Source organism: Streptomyces yerevanensis, from assembly GCF_000716805.1.
Taxonomy (GTDB): Bacteria; Actinomycetota; Actinomycetes; order Streptomycetales; family Streptomycetaceae; genus Streptomyces; species Streptomyces flaveus.
In genome coordinates, this window is record NZ_JNWJ01000056.1 from 1 (window position 1) to 17,782 (window position 17,782).

The window sequence follows — 17,782 nt, forward strand, 5'->3', positions numbered from 1 at the left end:
GGCCCGGTCCCTGTTCAGCATCGCATCGTCCACGACCTCGCCAGCCTGAGCGCCGCCTACACGACCGCGAGCCTGACCGGGCTACAGCCACGGGGAGTTTTCGCGCAGGGCAGGCGGCTGCTGGTGGAGCGGGTGAAGGGGCGTCTGCCGTGCCGGTGGTGACCAGTCGGTTACCGGGCGCGTCGCAGGTGTGCTGCCAGGTGGGGACTTTCTGTGTATTCACGCACATCGGCAGAGTGGGTAGGTTGTGGACTACGTCGGAGTTCGGAGATAGAGGCTGTCCCATCGGAGGCAAGTGGTGGACAAGAATGTGTACCGCGGCTCGACGCTCACACGATGGAATGAGCTGGTGAAGGCTCAAGATGTATGCGGCATGAGGGACCTCAGCCACATGAAACGCCCCTTCGGTGATGCGGAACCGGTCCTGAAGGTAACCTCGTTCTTGGACCTTTTCATGAACGTCTCCTTCCTCTCCGTCATGAACAAGAGGTGGACGCTTCTCTACCGGGGTCAACAGAGTCAAAATCCCTTGCAACCGGGCCTGTTCAGAAACCAATGGACCCACAGTAGTGACGACTCCTCATGGTCCGTTTCCCTGGAGGGGGACGAGAGGCAGCACTACTGGGGGTCCCTGGGGACGGTGGAGCGACTGGCGCTGGAAGTGACCAGGAAACACGGTCTGCCGCGATGGCGTCATTTCAAGGCACAGTCGCTGGCGCGCTGGGCCATGGTTCAGCACTACGAACTCTGGCCGACGCCGCTGCTCGACTTCACCACCTCACTGCGGGTGGCTGCCTCGTTCGCGCTTGGGATCTCCTCACCGGTTCGCACCGGGTATGTCTATGTCGTGTGCGTTCCGACAGTACGTAGCGACGTCATGGACCTGGAAGGCGCCGACAGCGACGAAAGGGCCAGTCAGGTTCTGGCGCTGCGGCTGAACTCAGTCTGTCCTCCCAGCGCTCTGCGCACGCATCTACAGGAAGGCGTGCTGCTGGGTAGGTACCCAGTGCTGAAGGACGGGTTCCAGGAAGCTGGCGAGCAAGATCTCTCCAACCTGACCATCGCGACCTTCCAACTGGTCGACGACAACCACACATTCTGGAGTGACGACTTCCCTCGGCATACCGAGCGGTCACTGCTCCCGGCCCGGGACTCTGACCCCTTGTTACGTGACCTGCGAGAAGCAGTGCAGTACCGGATCGATTCAGCGGGGCGTGCACATCTGATGACTCCGACTTGATGCCAGGCGCGCTGCGCACGATTGGTAGCTGGTCACCGTGGGTGCCGACCGGTGCGCTCTTCAGAGTCGAGGAAGCGTTTCGTCGCTTCGATCTCGGTCTTCCGTCGGAGCTCGGCCTCCGCGTCATAGGTCCGCTCCCGAAGCGGTTCACGCTTCTTCCGTGCCTCGGACGTCTCATGCGCCCCCTTCCAGTCGGGCCTGCCACTCAGCGGATGTGAGGTTGGTTGTCTTCGCCGAACCCTCGGCCTCGCCTCGCGGTCGGCAAAGTCGCCGGCCATGAGCTCGAGGGCTTCGCGTCCGCAGTCCACGGTGATGCCGGTGGCGATGACCACGGCCCTGGAGACAATCTGGTGGTCGACGCGGGCCTTGCAGTGCGTGGCGTCGAGGTACACGTAGGGGAAGGGGGTGTGGCTGTGATGGCGATGCCGTAGGTGATGCCGAAGTAGCTTGGCCGTGCCGTACGTCCACACGTCCACCGCCCGACAGGTGCTCGGCGTCCGGCCGAATGGCCGGAGTCATCCGGTTGCGGTGAACCGCCGTGTGCCAGACTTGCGGAAGGGGGGAAGCGGCACCGGAGACGTGGGGTCTCGCGTCTGTCCTCCGGGCATGTCGCGTGCAGCATGCTTGGGAGGAGCGCAGAAACCGTCGCACTGGCTCGACTGCTCGGCGCTGCGGTGTCCGGGCGTGGGGGTGCGCTCTTCGTCGTAGGACGAACGGGCGTTGGACGGACCACCGTTCTCCGCGAGACAACCACCCTCGACACCGACTTGGAGTCGACGTGCGTCGCAGGAACCGCCGCCGAGTCGCAAGTGCGTTACGCGGGCGTGCACCAGGTGATCCAGGCATACCGCAGTGATCTACGACTACTTGCCGCGCCCCAGCGTGAGCTGTTGGAGCATCTGCTGGTCACGGGGCGGCAGCGTCCGGAGGATACCGGGCTCGCGGTGGGAGCGGCGGCGCTCGGCCTGCTCGGCGCGGCGGCTGCGCGGTGTCCGCTCCTGCTCGCGATCGACGACGCGCACCTGCTGGACGCTCCGTCCAGGGAGGCGCTGCTCTTTGTCGCGCGGCGGATCGCGGGGGAGCCGATCGCCATGGTCCTCACAGCCGAAGACTGCCGCTCCGTCAGGTCCAGCCTCCGCCCGGCCGTCACCGGCGTACCCGAGCTGAGGCTCGGTCCGCTGGACCCGGCTGATGCGCGGGCTCTGCTCAAGAAGGCCATGCCGTATCCACTGCGGCAGTTCGTGGCCGAGCGGCTGCTCGCCGCCGCGGAGGGCAATCCGTTGGCTCTCACCGAGCTGCCGACTCTGCTCACACGGGCCCAGTGTTCGGGGGTGTTGCCGCTCGATGACCCGCTTACTCCTGGCGAGATGCTGCGGGACGCCTACCTTCCCGGGCTTGCCCGGCTCCCCGACACAGCCCGTGCCGCCCTTCTGGTGCCCGCCGCGGCGGGTGACAGTCCGAGTGACGACGTGCAGCGCGCGCTGGTGCTGCTGGGACACGCGCCTGACGCGCTGCTGCCTGCGGAAGAGGAGGGAGTGATCGAGTTACGCAGGGGGCGGCTTGTATTCGCCGACCGGCGGCTGCGCCTCGTCATCTACCACGACGCCAGTACGTCGCGGCGACACGCGGTCCACCGGGTTCTCGCGCAGGTTCTTCAAGGCGCCGTCGCCGCATGGCATTTGAGCGCCGCACACATGCGGCCGGACCGGGCCGTGGCCCACGCCGTCGAGGCGGCCGCGAGTGCTGCGGCCGAGGCGGCCCCGGTCACCTGCGCCGAACTGTACGAGCGTGCTGCGGGCGTCGCGGACACGGACGACGAGGCGGCTCGACTCCTCGGCCTGGCGGCGGGCTCATGGCAGCGGGCCGGGGCTGCGGAACACGTACCGGTGCTGTTGGGCAGGGCGCTGGAGCTCACCCGTGAGCCGGCGCTGCGCCGCGAACTGAGTGTGGTCCAGGCGCGCCAGCGGGGGGCGGTCGGCCACCCCGGTTCCGCTCACCGAATGCTGCGCGCCGAGGCTCGTCGCCAAGCCGGGCAACCCGTCCTGGCGGCCCAACTTCTCTTGGAGGCGGTCGATTCAGCGATGTGCGCGGCCGATAGCCGTGCCGCGCTCGGCAGCGCCTGGCAGGCCTACCGGCTGACCCGGCTGGGCGGTGGGGACCTGGCGGAGTCGGCAGCCGTCCAGCTCGCGCAGGTCCTGGCCCTGCGCGGGGAACGCGTGCAGGCCCGCGAACTTCTGCTGGCCCGGTCGGCGGGTGAGGCCGCGGTGGCGCTGGTGGGGCGGGCGGAAGTCCTTGGCTGGCTGGAGGAGTACGAGGCCGCCCGCGTGCTGCTCGACCGGGTGCTTGGCGAGCAGCCTGGGGTCGAAGCGGGAGCGGGAGCGGAGCGGCGGGCGACCGCGCTCGGCTGTCGGGCCTGGATCGGGCTGTGGACAGGGGAATGGGTCGCGGCCCGCACCGATGCGGCGGAGGCTGTCGCGTGCGCCGAACTGCGCCAGGAAAACGCTGCGTTGGCGCAGGGCCTTGTCGTGCTCGGGCGGCTCGAGGCCGCGCAAGGTCGGGTGGTGGAGTGCGGCGCGGTACTGGCCCGCGCCGCCGGAGTGGCGAGGGCATACGGCCTTGAACTCGTCACGGGGCAAATTGCAGTTGCCGAGGGTCTGTTGGCGTTGGGGGCCGGTAAGTTCGAGAAGGCGGTGGACGATTACGAGCGGGCCGGTGTCCTCGCCCATCGGGCCGGCATCGAGGATCCGTCGGTGGCCCCGTGGGCGGCGAATCTGATCGAGGCTTATGTGCACAGCGGGCGGATCGCCGAGGCCGAGCGCGAACACGGCTGCTTCGACGCCGAGATGCGGCGCGCGGGACCGTCCTGGGCGCTCGCGGTGAGCGCCCGGTGCCGCGCCCTGCTCCTCGAGGCTGACGGCCGGGGCGCGACCGGTGCGATCGAGGCGGCCTTCCATGAGGCCCTGGAGTGGCATGCGCGGGGCGCCGTCGTCTTCGAGCATGCGCGGACCTTGCTGTGTCATGGTCAGTGGCTGCGCCGTACGGGACGTACGCCGGAAGCGCGCGTTGCCCTGGCGGAGGCGCTGTCGGTCTTTTCCGTGCTCGGTGCCGTCCCGTGGGAGGAGGCGGTCCGCAGTGAGCTGCGGGCGTCGGGTGAGCGGGGTGGCCGGACGAGTTGCGGGCGGCTCACCGAGCAGGAGGGGCGTATCGCCGGGTTGGTGGCGGGCGGTGCCACGAACAAGGAGACGGCGGCGGCGCTTTTTCTCAGTCCGAAGACCGTGGAGTTCCATCTGGGGAATGTGTATCGGAAGTTGGGGGTGCGGTCGCGGAGTGAACTGGCGCGGACTTATGGCGCGGTGGGCGGGGTGTGAGGTCAGTCCTTTTTGTTGGCGAGTGTTTGGTGCACGAATTTCTTCCCCTTTACTGAGGCTTTCATGGTCACGGCAGTCGGGCGCTTGGAGGCATTGGTGACCCGTTGCGTGTTGTCTTCATAGTGAGGCGTGACGACATACCTGATCGTGTACCCCAGTTCTGCCTTTTTCCGAACTTCGCGTTCATGGTTGGTCATTCCTGGAGTGTTGACAGAGCCGTACAGCGTGACGACATTCTTCAGTTCGTCGTTGGCACCGCCGAGTTGGGCGCCGATCAGATGGGACCTGTGGAAACCTTTGTCCTTCTCCCAGCCGGGAGGCTCTGCGTCGAGGTTCAGGTTGGTGCGTCCGCCTATCGTGTCCGGGGTGATCTCCGCCACGGCCCTGCCGGGGCGGCCCTTGTTCGCTGGACCGTAATCGGTCCTGGCGAGTAGCCCGAGCGGCGCCTTCTTGACCTTCTTTTTGAGCTTCGCCTTTTTCTCAGGGTTGAGTTTTCCTTCCACGCTCCACATGCCGCCGTCTTCCACCGGTTCAAGGGAGGTGAGGCGGTATCGGACGCGTATGGGGAACAGCGCAGCCTTGATGACCCGTCCGTCGAGGGCTAATCCCTTCAGCTTGTTGGCCGTCCTGACAGCGAGCTTCACAGCGGCTTCGACATCGCGCATCTTCTCCTCCGGCTTACGCCGGTCCGCCCTCGCGATCAGTTTGCCGAAGGCCTTCTTTCCGCCGGCCATGAGTTTCTTGCCGTATGCTGCGGCCTTGGCGATCAGCCCGGAGACGAAGCTGCGAACTGGGGTGCCGACCTTTTCCAGGATGCGCTTGATACTTGCCGGGATCGCACCGAGTCCCAGGACGCGGGCGAAGAGGTCGACTGCGAGCGGGAGGACTCCTGCGAGGGAGGTCTCGATCTTGTCGGCGGCCTTCCGGGAGACGCCGTTGCAGATCTCGTCGAGCGTGTCGAGGATGCCGCTGACGAATGCGGCGAGTGCTTGGGCCTTGTCGAGCAGGAAGGTGATGAAGTCGTAGATGGCCGTGACGGCCTTGATCAGGGCGCCGGCCGGAGTGATCAGGGAGAGCAGCCAGTTCATCCCCGCCTTGATAACGGTGTCGGCGACAAATCCCTTGAGCATGTCGAAGGCCTGCTGCTTGAGGTCGCCGACCTTGTCCCTGATCTCCTCCCACAGGCCCGCGGTGCCCTTCTCGTTGAGGACCCCGATGATCCTGACTGTGCCGATGACGGCGTCCAGAACCGGCTGAGGCATGCGCTTGAGCAGCTCGGAGCGGATGGAGGCCCAGCTGATGCCGAAGAGCGAAAGCATCAGCTTGATGACGCCACGCAGATCCCACTGCTCCGGCAGCTCCACCCCGGCGGAGGCCAGATTTCCGAACACCCAGTCCTTGAGGGCCTTCGAGAGGTGCTCGGGGATGTGCGTCAGGAACTGTGTCAGCCCTGCCTTGACCGAGGCGGCCAGGTTGGTGAGGAAGACGAACGGGTGCCTGATGATACGTTCGGCGACGCCGGCCGCCCGTTTCACCACACTGACCAGCAGGTCTTTCAGGCCGATCAAGATCTTGCGCGCGCTGCCCACGGCGTCGCCGGCCCGCTTCCACAGGCTCCTGTTGGCCTGCTTCACTGCCGCGAGCGCCGCGTTCGTCGCCTGCTGTGCCTGCGCGTACGACTCGGCGAGCTGGTCGACGACCGCGTCCGCCTTCTCGTCGATGGATGCTTCCAGAGCGTCGTACCGCTCGGTGAATCCGGCCGCCGCCTCCTCCCCGAAGCTACGCATGGAGGGCTCAAGTCCCGCGACATGGGCGTCCATTCGGAGCCGACCGATCGCAGCTCGCTGCCGTGCGTAGGTGACCCGCTTCTCGACGACGGTGGCGACCTCGTCGACCGTGGCCCGGATCTCGACCGTGTAGACGGCCTGGTGTGTCTTGTAGTCGGGGTCGCCCGAGAAGAAGTCCCACACGCTCGTCTCGCATGCGGCGAGGAAACGCTTGCGGGCCTGCGTGGCCCGTGCGTCGAACAGCGCCCGGACGGTGGCGTCCAAGTCCGCGAGGGCTGCCCCGACTTCGGTCCTGGTCTCCTCGTAGATCGTGGTCAGATCTGTCGTGATCTTGGTGCGGCGGGCCTCGGCACGTGCCTGGGCCGCCCGTTTGCCGCTCGTCACCGACTTGCCTGCACCGGTCCGCACGCCGGCCATGGCGGTCATCGCCGCCTGGCCCGCGTCGGCCGCCCGCTGCGCGGCCGCGGCGCGCTGCGCGGCCTCCTCTGCGCGGAAGGAGGCCGGTGCCGCCGCGGAATCCCGCTCCGCGGCCTTCTTGGACTGCAGGGCGGTCGAGAAGGCGGGCTCGTTGGCGTGCAGGAGGGTCTCGTCGGTGAGCCCTGCCTTGTTCATCTCGGCCGTTGTGCCGCTCGCATGGGCGGAGAGGTCCACCGCGGCGGCGGGCGCCGGCGGCGGTACGGCGTCCGCTGCGCGGGGCGGGGGCGGAACGGGAGATGGACGGTCGGGCGGCAGAGGTGTGGCGGGGCGTTCGGGTACACAGGCCGGGTCAGGGGCGGTCGCCGCGGTGTCCCGCACCTCGCTCGACGTGGCATCCGCCGCGGCGTGCACCTCACTCGAGAGTTTCGGGGTGAGGGTGTCGGGCCGTGCCGGGTCCGCGAGTGCCTTGGCCTCGTCCGCTGTGATCGGTTGCTGTTCCTGGATGCGCTGCTCGAACCTCGCGATGAAGCCGGCCCGGTCGAAGGGCTTGGGCTGCGTCGAGGCGATTGCGTCCGTCTGGTCGAGGCCGGCGTAAGCGGCACGCTCCCCGTGTGGTGCCACCGCAGCGCGTTGCGCCGCCGTGGCGTCGGCGGTGGGCGCGGGGTGCCGGGCCAGCGCCCATGCGGCGGCGGTGACCTGGTCGGCGATCCGGCGCAGTCCCGGCGAAGAGACCCCTTTGCCGGCCGTCGCCCGCCGCGGCGTCTCCTTCCTGGCACGGTCGGTTGTCGCCTCACCTCGGGCGGCGAGTGCGGCGGCGGCGCCGTTGCCGACCGCCGTCCGTACCGAACGCGGGCGCGTGGCGGGTGCGCCACCGGTGGTGCCGGTCTCCCGCACCACGGCGGGCGCGGTTGTGCGCGGCCCCCTCCGGGTTGCCGCCAGGGCAGGGCGTGGGCGCAGCGCCTTGAGCTTGTCGGGCGAGGGCCGAGTGGACCCGGATGCTGCTCGGGTGACGGGGGGCGGCGGCGTCGGGACGTTCCGTACGGGGGCGCTCATGGGAGCACGCAGGGCGTGGTCGACGGGACGGGCACATCACGTCCTTGTGCGGACAACGGGCCGAGTGCCAGGTCGAGTTCACCGGACCTCGGCAGTCGCGACTCCTGACGGAACTGGCGGGTGATCGCCTCGGCGAGGTGTTCGCGGCCGATGGTTGTGCTGCCCTGTTCCGCCGCCAGCAGTGCGGCGCCGCGCGCGGCGGCCATGATGGCCGCGCCGGTGAGATCGAGTCGCGCGAGCCCTGTCAGGTTCAGCTGGGGGTCCAGCGGGGCGCTGCGCGGGAACGCCATGTGCCACAGCCTGGTTCGCTCGCGCTCGCCGGGACGGGAGAAGTGCACCAGGAACTGGAAGCGGCGGGTGAAGGCGTCGTCCAAGTTCCCTTGCAGGTTGGTGGTGAGGACGACCAACGCCGGGCTGGATTCGAGTCGTTGCAGCAAATAGCCGACCTCGAGGTTGGCGTAACGGTCGGTGCCGCGGGTCACCGCGCCCCGCTTGCCGAACACGGCGTCGGCCTCGTCGAAGAGGAGCAGTGCGTTCGTGGACTCGGCGTGACGGAACGCCTCGTCGAGGTTCTTCTCGGTCTCGCCGACCCACTTGGAGACCGTTTGCGCGAGATCGACCCTGAGCAGGTCCACGCCGAGGGCATCGGCGACGACCTCGGCGGCGAGGGTCTTGCCGGTGCCGGGCTCGCCGGTGAAGAGGGCCTTCAGGCCGGGGCCGCCGTGCTGCCCGCCGAAACCCCACTCCTGGGAGACCTTGGGCCAGGCACGGAAGGCGGCGGCAAGCCGGCTGATCTGCTGCTCCTGTTCGGCGGGGAGCACGAGGTCGGCTGTGCCCCGGGTGGGCGTACGGACGTCGGCGATACGGCCCGGCTGTACGGCGAGTACACGGGCGACGGCTGCGTCCAGGGACAGGCCGGCGGACTCGCCGAGCCGCACCGCCGCGCGCATGTGGGCGGGCGTAAGGCGGAAGCGGGCGGCCAGGTCGTCGAGCACGAGAGACGAGGGGCCTCCGTCGTACGTGTTGGCAGCGGTGGCTGTGCTCCACAGGTCGCGTCGTTCCCGGTAGCCGGACTCTCCGGTGAACTCCTCCGCGTACCGGCCCGAGGCGAGCAGCCCCAGGGGGCGCCACGGAGTCCGCCCGGTGAGGACGACCGGGACGCCCGAGCGGGTCAGGACGTCGCAGACGGATGTGGCGGCCCATCCCGTGTCGGGGTCGTGGAAGCGGTCCGAGGGCAGCCAGAGCGCCGTGCCGAGCACGGCGGCCGCAGCCAGCGCGTGCCTCGTGGCCGCCCGTACTTCCTCGGGTGTACGGCATGCCTCCAGGTCCGGAGCCTGTCGTAGTGCGAGTCCCGCCTGGTCGGCCACGGCACAGGCCGCGTCGGCCTGGCCGCCGTCCGGAAGCCCCCACAGGGCGGCGATTCCCACCGGGTGCTGCCGCAAGTGGGAGGCGAGGTGTTCCGTACGGCCTCGGGCCTGTGCGTCGAGCAGCGCGGGCACGGGTGCGAGGAGTTGGCCGGGGTCGTGTGCCAGGAGTTCGGGATCTCCGAGGCCGTGCAGCAGGAACGCGGTCAGTTCGGGAACGACGTGCAGCGGGCGCAGTAGATCGGCGCCGGACGGCTCGGGTCCGCCGTACCTCTCCGGGCTGCCGTCCTGGACGAGCAGCCCGAAGCGGCGCAGCCGCCCGTACGGCCCCAGCGCGGGCAGCCTGTCGAACCGTTCGGCGGGCGAGGGCGCGAGGACAGTGAGAATCAACTCGGCCGTGGGGCGGCGTTGGTCGAGGTCGTCGAGGAGGTAGCCGAACAGCAGGGAGTGCTCGGGAGCCAGAGCCGGTGTGAGGCAGAGCAGCAGCGCGTCGCACTCGAAGGAGTCGAGGCCCGCGGTGCGGGCCAGCGCATCCAGCGGCAGCTCTCCTCCCTCGGCGGCAACGTGGCGGCGGAGTTCGAGCTCCGCCTGTGTCTGCTCGGGCGACGGCGTCCCGCGCCGGGACGACGGCTGTACGACGCCGGGGTCGGTGACGTCGAGGAGGAGACCGGCCTGCTCGTCGGTGACGCAGTACGGGGAAAGGTCGGCCTCGGCGAGCAGAGCGGAACGCTTCGCGCGCCGGGCCGCGGCGGCCCGCAGCGCCCGGTGGACGGCGCCGTGGCGGAGCGTCAGGTGGGCTGTTGCGAGGGCTCCTCGGGTCGGCATGTCACCCTCCGGTGAAGACGACGGTGCGCCCGCCGAACCACGGCACGTCCGGGACGTCGGCGAGCAGTCGGTGCCGGTAGAGATCGGCATGGCGGGCGCCCAGCGGCAGACGCACCTCTACGTTTCTGTCGTGGAAGGACACGCGGGCGCCGAGGTCGGCGAAGCGCCCGAGGGCATCCACCGGATCGGTGGCCTCGTGTTCCGCCCAGAGCGTCCAGGCGAGATCCGCCAGTGCGACGGCGGCGGCCAGCGTCGTCGTGCGCTCGACCGCCGGGGCCTGGCCGGTGCGCACGGCGGGGCGCAGCTCGATCAGAGCCTCGCTGAACCGGGCGGTGCGGGGCGCCTCGTGAGCGAGGCGTCGCGCCGCTCCGACCAGAGCGTCGTCCGGCCTCGATTCGGTGGGAGGCGGCTCGCCGATGTTGGTCCAGCAGCGGCGCGGGCCTGGTACGCGGCGCAACCGCTCGCCTCGGGCGGGCGGCAGATCGGTCACGAAGCCCATGCCGAGCTCGGCAAGAGCGTGCGTCAGTCCGGCGGCTGCGGGGACTCCGGGCTGGGCGGGCAGCAGGACGACCGGCTTTCCGGCCAGTTCCCAGGGCCTCAGGAGTTCCGCCGGCTGCCGTGCCTCCCACACCGGATACAGGCCGTCGACGTCGAGCAGGAGCAGCCGGTCGTGGCCTGCCACGCGTAACAGCAAAGGGATGGTGGCGGTGTGCCCTTGGGCTGTCTGGAGTCCCAGGCGGGCGTCGAGCAGGCCCAGGAGCGGGGCGAGGCGCCGCTCGAGTTCCGCCGCGGAGGCGGGAACGCCGTGGCCGCCCGGCTCCGTGCCCGCGAAGACGGCGACCGCCTGCGCATCCTGCGGCGAGCGCAGCCAGCCGTGCGCCGGCGGCGGCAGCACCTTGTGCGCGAGACAGGCGGCGAAGGCCGTTCCGTCGGCGCCCTGTGCACCCCCGCCCGCGAGGACAGCGGCCAGCGCCTCCAGATAACTGCGGTCGTGGAGCGGCGGCATCAGCAGGAAGGGGAGGGCGTGGTCGGTGTCGGTGACTGTGCCGGGCGCGGGGCCGCTGTGGTGTTCCGAGGAGAGGCCGGGGGCCGGCGCGCGGGGGTCGGACGACGGGGTGTGCGGGTGGGGCTCGGGGCCGGTGGCGGGATCCGGGATGCCGGTCCCCTCGGAGGGAATGGGGCGCAGCGCGGCGAGGAGCGCGACGGCGAGGTGGTCCGGGTCGAGGCGCGCGTGACCGTCCGGTGCGCGTGCTGCCGAGGTGCCGGGGAGCGGGGGAGTCGGGTCGGCCGTCCCGTCGGGCTCGGGCGGGGTGGGGCGTCCCGCGGTGTCGAGGGCGCGGAGCAGAAGCAGCAGCGCCTCGTGGGGGAGCCCGGCAAGCAGGGTGTCGAACGCGCCGCACGCCCACGCCTCGCCGAGGAGGCCGACCAGGACGCGCTCGCGGTCGAGGGCCGGCGGCGGGTGTGGCGCAGGAGGTCCGGGCCGCAGGCGTGCGGGCGCACGGGGGTCGGGGCGCGTTCCGGTTCCGGTACCTCGTCCTGTACTTCCCCGCGTACTGCTCCGGGCCCGGGTTTCGGGTGCTGTGACACTCAACTCCGCAGGGGTGGTGTGTCCACGGCGCAGTAGCGTGGCCGCCGTGTCGGAACGGGACCGGGACGAACCGTCGTGGTCCGGCGCGTATGCGGCCGCCGCGAGGAGCTCGTCGAGTGTGACGGACGACCGTATGTGTACGTGGTCGGCCGCCGTCATCTCCTGTGGCGCGGCGCCCGGCTGCGGGAACGGGAGCCGTCCGGTGGCGGACAGCGGGAGAGGCGGATGCGCAGGGTGCAGCGCTCCCGCGAGATACGTCTCAAGGACGCCGGGAAGCAACGCGACCGCGCCGCGGGCCAGTTCGGCCGGATCGGCCCCCCAGCTCCAGCCGTCGGTCCGCACCAGGCGCACCCGGCAGTCGAGCACGGTGCAGCCGCCGAGCGCGGCGAGGATCCCACCGCCATCGACAACCGGCCCCGTGGGGAACGTCGTCATGGCGTCGCGCCTCCGTTCCGAGATGGTCGCGTGTGACCGGGTGTCAGTTGATGACAGGAGCAGGGGCGTACCTGGCCACCGGCCGGCCCTGGACGAAGACCAGGGCCTCGTCCGTCGACGTGACGGCGCCACCACCGAGTTGGGCCCTGCCCCTCGCGTCGAGGAAGGACAGGATCCGGAGCCTTGCGGTGGTCCCGGCACCCCACTGGCCGGCCGGATGGACCAGGGCGAGGACGGGCGCTTTGCTGTCGCCCACCGAGCTGACGGTGAGCGATCCCGCGTCGCGCTGGACCGTTGGGACGGTGCCGGTGACCTGTTCGAGTCGCGGCGGCGCCGGGGCGGGGGCCGGTAGGACGCCGACGTCCACGTACCAATGCCAGAAGGCGGTCAGGATGTCGGGCGGCGCGCTGAGGTCCGCGGCGGTTAGCAGGTCGGCAGGGACCAGGACGAGCCCGGAGGCTCCCGGTTCGGCCAGTGGGAAGTCGGTGCTTCCCGTCAGTTCTCCGACGTCCGCCGTAGGAGCGGCTGTTGTACGGGTGAGTGCGGCGAGCACATGGCCGGTGTGCTGGAGGTGGAGGACCGTGACGGCGACACTGGTCGGCGTCACCGCCGAGGCGGCCGGTTTTGCGGTTGCCATGATGGTTCTCCCCTTCACTGCCGAACATACGGGCGTGGACGATGCCGAGGGGGCTCGGACGCTCAGGCGGCCGGGCGCGCGGCCAGGATGACGTAGTCGACTGTGCCCGGCAGCACGGCCGGGCCTCGGAGAGTGCGGCTCGGGCCGAATCCGCCGTACCAGGCGATCAGGCAGCTCAGGCGGCGTAGGGAGTCCACCTCGCAGCGCAGCACCACGGGCAGCGCGTCGAATCCGGATGCCGTGGCTCCGGCTTCGGTGGGTGCGCCGTACGTCTGAAGCCTCGGCGTCACCTGGAGGTGCAGGGTGATCTCTCCCGATGCGACCTGATCGGCGGTCACCGGCGGGGGCAGCGGCAGGATGACGCCGTGGGTGGCTGTTCCGGACTGGACGAGTACGCTGCCGCTGACCAGTGGGCTGTCCACGGCGCCGGTGACGGCCAGGCCGCCGGAGACCCGTACATCGCCGTCGATCTGTGTGCTGCCGTCGCCGAGCACACGCAGCGCCGGGGCGAGCGCACCGGCCGCGGTGAACCTGCCGATGTTCAGGCCGCTGTCCGCACCGCCGATCCGCACCCCCACCTTCCCGGCCACCGGACCCTGCTCGGCCGCCAGTTCCAGCGTGCCGCCGCGCGCGGAGACCCGGTCGGCGAGGACGCCCGCGTACCGGCGGCCGACTCCGTTCGCCCGTGGCAGCACCGCGGTGAAGCCACCGTCCCGCCCGCCGCCCCAGGTAACGAAGGAGAGAAGGGCCCGGCCCCGGTCGCCGCCGCCCAGCTGGTCGGGTCCCGCGTCCGGCGCAGGCAGCCGCTGGTCGCCGAGGTCGAGCTCGTCGCCGGGGGACCCGACCACGAGGACGAAGCTCTCCGAGGTGCGCGCGGCGGCACCGTCCGAAGAGCAGCCACCGGAGAACATGGTGGCGCCGCCCACTGCGGCCTCGTCGCTCCATATGAGCAGGAGCGGGCGGGGGGAGACATCGTCGGGGTCGGCGATCTCGAACCCCTGCCCGGAGGTGGAGAGTTCCACCGGGTCGGGCACCACGATCTCCCGGCCCGACGGGTCGACGAGCGTGCCACCGCCGACGACGACCGTCTTGTAGACGTCGGAACCCGCCCGCGCACGGGACGTCACCTCGAGTCCGGAGGTGATCCCCCAGGTGTGCAGGTGGCGGTGGTGGCGGGCGGCGGCGTCGCGTTCGTAGCGCACCACGGCCGACAGATCGTCGGCGGCCAGGTTCTGGCCCTCGTGGAATTCCGGCCGCAGCGGTGCGGGCATGGTCCGCCCCTTCCTATTCGGATGGCTGCGGGAGGCAGCCCGTGAGGTCGAGGAGGAAATGTAGAAAGTCCAGCAACTCCTGGGTCGTGACCTCGTGTTCGAAGATCCGGGCCAGCCGGGTCCGCCACTGCTGTTCCACCGGATCGGTCAGGTGGGCGACGCGCCGTCCGCTCGGCACGGCCCGTACGACGTCGCAGCCGTCCAGCGTCACCGTGGCGATCAGCACGTGCGGGTCGCAGCCGACCGGGCAGGGGACGACGAGGAGCGAGCGTACGGCCGCGCGCAGGTAGGCCTCGAAGGCGTACCAGGCCCCCTCCTTGCGGATCCAGCTGCGCCGCACATCCTTGCCCGGAGCCTTCTTGGGCGGCAGGTCGCACAGCAACGCCAGGGGAGCGCGATCACACAGATCTCCGTTGACGTCGAGCCGGGCGGTGAGCCAGGCCGTGAGATCGTCCGCCGAAGGGCTTGCCTTCACGTTCTGGCAGGCGGTCAGGAATTTCCGGTCGTCACCGAACCTGCGGCGCAGCAGTGCGCAGAGGCGGTCCGGTGCCGGTTTCGGTACACAGCCCAGGGAGAAGCGGTGTCCTTCGCGTACGCGCGTGGGAACGCAGCCGACTGTCGTGGAGCCGTCGCCGGCGTCGTAGAGGGCCTCGGGTTCGGCGAACTCCTCGTCGTAGCGCAGGAAGAGCCCGTACGTGCGCTCGGGCCCCGGAGGGCAGGGGTCGGGACAGCCGCCGCCCGAGGTACGGAACTCCCGTGCGAGGGCGACGACATCGACGTGCTCGGCGCAGATCACCGGGATGTCGTTGCCCGAGCCGTCCACCGCGTGACCCGCACCGACGCGCACCGCGCCAGGGGTGCAGGAGTTGCAGGAAACGGAGAGACCGCACAGGACCGCGCCGTGCCCTTCCGCGGACACGTAACGCAGCCGGTTGTGGGCGCGGGCGAGCCCGGTGGTCCAGGCCGCGAGCCGCCCCAGGTCGTCCTCGTTCAGGAGCTGGCCCGCGAAGAAGACCGGCCGGACGGGGCCGCCCGCGCGGAATCCGGCGGGTGCGGTCAGGGTGGTGGCGGTGCCGCCACCACAGCCGCAGCCGCAGTCGTGAGTGTTGGCGGTGTGGGTGCCGGAGGCGGTCATCACCGCTCCTTCCCGATCTAGTTGGCGATGACGATCCAGCTCTCGAAGGTGCCGGCCGCGCCCGCGGGTGTACCGGAAGTGCGCGGTCCCGCGCCGTCCGGGGGCAGGAGCCCCGACCGGTGCGCGACAGGACCGTCCGGCCCCGGTACGAGGCCACCGGTGTGGGTTCCGTCCACCGGATCACCGCAGACGTCCAGGACGAAGGGGGTGCGAAGGACCAGATGGATCCGGTCGCCGTCGTTGAGGTACTCGTGGTCGGTCTGGCGGATCGTGACGCGGTCGGTGGTCTCGTCGGCCGGTTTCGGGGTGACCACTTCGGTCTCCAGGTGCATGACGGTGCCGTGGGCGCCCCGGCCGCCGGTGAACTGGAACAGGTCGGCGATGCCTGGGTCCCGCAGCGTCGCGGTGCGCACCGGACGGGAGAAGCGGATCTCCAGGCCGTCATCGCCGAGCAGCGTGCGCGCCTGCTCCGTGGTCATCCGCTCGCCGTGCTGCCACGAGAGTCCGGTGATCACGGTCGAGGGGCGCCGCGCGAGCGGGCGGCGGACCTCGGGATGGACCTGTTCCGGCTTCAGCGCCCAGTCGGGGCGCAGGCCGTCCACACGGGCGAGCAGCAGCCCCGGTCCGACGACCGTGCCGTCGCCGCACCCGTACGCGTCCGCCGCGTCGTCCGTGGTTGCTTCGTCGGGGCACCGGATGTCGCAGGGGTCGGCCCGTGGCGGCCGGAGCGTCGCGCGCAGGACGAACCCCTCACGGATTCGGGCGTAGGCGGTACGCGGCAGGCTGTCGCATGCCTCGCTGTATACGGCGCGGACGCTGTCGACCGGCTCCTCGCAGTGATGGATCGTGAGGTAGGCGATGACGTCGCGCCCGGAGCGGATCTCGTCCAGGGCGCGCCCGCGGTCGTCCTCGTCGAGCATCCGCCACAGGTTGTGCCGGGGCAGCACGCCGCACGGCACGGTCAGCTCGTCACCGTGCCGGTCCACGGCCACGCCGTCACTCACCTCGATCCAGGGCTGAGCACGCTCCGGATCGGGGCACCCACGGGGCGGCGGCACCGGACGCGTCCACAGTCCGTAGGCCACGCCGTAACCGTGCAGGGCGAGATTGTGCAGGCGCAGCCGGGCGAGGAACTGCCCCTGCTCCTGGCGGAGGTCCTGCGCGGACAGCAACTGGCCGTGGAAGTACGTCAGCCGCCGCCGGCCGGTCGGCGGGGCGCTGTCACGCCCGGCCGGGTGAGCGGTCATGAGGTCCTGCCCTTCGTCTTGTTGCGCTTGTACTTCTTGTCCTCTGCGTCCGTTTCGTCGCTGGCTGTGTCCTCGTCGGCGGGTGCGCGGGTGCCGCCTTCGTCGAGGACCACTGTGCGGATGCCCGCACCCGACGTGCCGTCGAGCCGGATGCCGCGGCGTCCCGAACGGTCAGGACCGAGCAGGGTGTCGACGCCGAGCACGGCTCGGCCCGACGGAGACGGCGCGGGGCCGACGAGGAGGGTGTCCACGCCGACCGCGCTGCGCTCGCCGACGGTGAAGCCGAGCCCGCCGAGGGACACCGTCGCCGTGGTGTGTGCGGGGGAGAGCCGCTCGACCAGGTCGGCGGCGGTGGTGGCGAGGCCGTCGAGTGCGCCGGGGCGCCGGACACCGGTGTCCGGATGGGGTGGGAGCAGGACGCGGAAGCGGAACGCGCTCCCGGTCAACGGGTCGTCGGCAGGTTCGCCGAGCGAACGTAGCGGTGCTCCGCTCCGGCCGCCGACACCCGCAAGCCGGGAGCCGAGCACCGCGGGACCGCCGAGCCGGACCCGCGTCGCCGACCGCCCGAAGAGCCGCACCTCGCCCAGGCGCGTGTCCCGCCCCACCGCTCCCCACGGCGGGCCGACCGGTTCCAGCACGGCCGGGCGCACCCCGAGCACGATCTCCAGGGCGAGTGCGAGCCCGTGGGGCGTGCCGCGTCGCCTGCGCAACTCGGGTGCGGCGGCGATGAGTTCACGCAGTACGGCGGGCGAGAGCAGCACGTTCTCTGTGCCCGGATCGAGGCCGAGCAGACCCGCGATCCAGGGCAGTACATCCTCGGGCACGCCGGCCGGGTCGAGCAGCGCGGGAGCCCGCTGAGTAGCCCGGTCGAGGGTCTCGACCACCGAGTCGAACAGGGCGAGGAACCGCTCGGTGAAGTCGTCGGCGGTCGGATCCTCGCGGTAGACGGCCGGCAGCAGGTCGGCAGAGGTGGCGCGGGGCAGGTCGAGGCGCAGCTGCCGCACGGCGGGCCCGGCCGTGGCCGCGTCGCCGCGCCCGAGCAGCAGCCGTACGACGAGGTACCGGCCCGGCGGCTGGTCCACGAGCACGTCGTACGCCGGTCCCGCGACTGTCTGCCAGTCGTCGGGCCCCGGAACGCCCACCGGATCGTCGCCGGTGGTGGCCAGTTGGACGACCAGCGCGCTGCCCGAAGGCACCTCCGCGACGACGCGGACGCGGTGCCAGCGGCACCGGGAGATGCCGCTGTCGAGCGGGATGGTGACCAGGGCCGCCTCGGTGACATCGGGGGGCAGGACCAGCGCATCGCCGTCCCGGACGGGCTCGGGGAGCGGGGCGGCCGATCCGGTGGCCGGCCGCCAGCCCGAGGCGGAGTCGAGGAGCAGATGCGTGGGTGAGTCGGTGCGAACGTCCATGAG

10 protein-coding genes and 1 pseudogene are annotated in these 17,782 nt (G+C 70.8%); 2 read left to right on the forward strand and 9 right to left on the reverse strand.

All coding sequences use genetic code 11. The features are described 5' to 3' along the window. Window positions 1–298: 298 nt before the first annotated feature. Window positions 299–1,240 (forward strand): FRG domain-containing protein, encoded by a 942-nt coding sequence (locus OP79_RS38520; RefSeq protein ID WP_157857433.1) that lies wholly within the window; start codon window positions 299–301, stop codon window positions 1,238–1,240. A 266-nt stretch (window positions 1,241–1,506) separates the two neighbouring features. Here OP79_RS38520 and OP79_RS58115 read toward each other — a convergent pair. Next, window positions 1,507–1,656 (reverse strand): annotated as a pseudogene (locus tag OP79_RS58115) (transposase); the annotation flags it as partial. Between the two features lie 204 nt (window positions 1,657–1,860). On the opposite strand from OP79_RS58115, the gene OP79_RS58120 reads away from it, so the two are divergent. Further along, complete coding sequence (locus tag OP79_RS58120) at window positions 1,861–4,608, forward strand: LuxR C-terminal-related transcriptional regulator (RefSeq protein WP_078492274.1); 2,748 nt, start codon at window positions 1,861–1,863, stop codon at window positions 4,606–4,608. A 2-nt stretch (window positions 4,609–4,610) separates the two neighbouring features. Here OP79_RS58120 and OP79_RS38535 read toward each other — a convergent pair whose 3' ends face one another. From OP79_RS38535 to OP79_RS38570, 8 genes are all read right to left on the reverse strand, one after another. Beyond that, entirely contained in the window at window positions 4,611–7,709 is a 3,099-nt protein-coding gene (locus OP79_RS38535; protein ID WP_033327236.1) for a DNA/RNA non-specific endonuclease, read from the reverse strand. Between the two features lie 152 nt (window positions 7,710–7,861). Then, window positions 7,862–10,054, reverse strand: a complete 2,193-nt coding sequence (locus tag OP79_RS38540; protein WP_051745280.1) for an ATP-binding protein — start codon at window positions 10,052–10,054, stop codon at window positions 7,862–7,864. Window position 10,055: 1 nt separating this feature from the next. Next, entirely contained in the window at window positions 10,056–12,077 is a 2,022-nt protein-coding gene (locus OP79_RS38545; RefSeq protein WP_033327237.1) for a hypothetical protein, read from the reverse strand. 43 nt (window positions 12,078–12,120) lie between these two features. Continuing rightward, complete coding sequence (locus tag OP79_RS38550) at window positions 12,121–12,714, reverse strand: hypothetical protein (protein WP_033327239.1); 594 nt, start codon at window positions 12,712–12,714, stop codon at window positions 12,121–12,123. 62 nt (window positions 12,715–12,776) lie between these two features. Then, window positions 12,777–13,985: a hypothetical protein gene (locus tag OP79_RS38555; protein ID WP_033327241.1), complete on the reverse strand. Its 1,209-nt coding sequence runs from the start codon at window positions 13,983–13,985 to the stop codon at window positions 12,777–12,779. A gap of 13 nt (window positions 13,986–13,998) precedes the next feature. Next, window positions 13,999–15,120 carry a hypothetical protein gene (locus tag OP79_RS38560; RefSeq protein WP_033327243.1) on the reverse strand — a complete coding sequence of 374 codons (1,122 nt, stop codon included), beginning with the start codon at window positions 15,118–15,120 and terminating at the stop codon, window positions 13,999–14,001. Between the two features lie 17 nt (window positions 15,121–15,137). Then, entirely contained in the window at window positions 15,138–16,367 is a 1,230-nt protein-coding gene (locus tag OP79_RS38565; protein WP_033327245.1) for a hypothetical protein, read from the reverse strand. After that, window positions 16,364–17,779, reverse strand: a complete 1,416-nt coding sequence (locus OP79_RS38570; RefSeq protein WP_051745282.1) for a phage tail protein — start codon at window positions 17,777–17,779, stop codon at window positions 16,364–16,366. The genes OP79_RS38565 and OP79_RS38570 overlap by 4 nt, the downstream gene beginning before the upstream one ends. Between the last annotated feature and the right edge of the window lie 3 nt (window positions 17,780–17,782).

Coding starts and splice junctions, on each gene's coding strand:
- OP79_RS38565 (WP_033327245.1), bottom strand. CDS start 16,367: ATGACCGCTCACCCGGCCGGGCGTGACAGCGCCCCGCCGACCGGCCGG.
- OP79_RS58120 (WP_078492274.1), top strand. CDS start 1,861: ATGCTTGGGAGGAGCGCAGAAACCGTCGCACTGGCTCGACTGCTCGGC.
- OP79_RS38545 (WP_033327237.1), bottom strand. CDS start 12,077: ATGACGACGTTCCCCACGGGGCCGGTTGTCGATGGCGGTGGGATCCTC.
- OP79_RS38555 (WP_033327241.1), bottom strand. CDS start 13,985: ATGCCCGCACCGCTGCGGCCGGAATTCCACGAGGGCCAGAACCTGGCC.
- OP79_RS38540 (WP_051745280.1), bottom strand. CDS start 10,054: ATGCCGACCCGAGGAGCCCTCGCAACAGCCCACCTGACGCTCCGCCAC.
- OP79_RS38550 (WP_033327239.1), bottom strand. CDS start 12,714: ATGGCAACCGCAAAACCGGCCGCCTCGGCGGTGACGCCGACCAGTGTC.
- OP79_RS38560 (WP_033327243.1), bottom strand. CDS start 15,120: ATGACCGCCTCCGGCACCCACACCGCCAACACTCACGACTGCGGCTGC.
- OP79_RS38570 (WP_051745282.1), bottom strand. CDS start 17,779: ATGGACGTTCGCACCGACTCACCCACGCATCTGCTCCTCGACTCCGCC.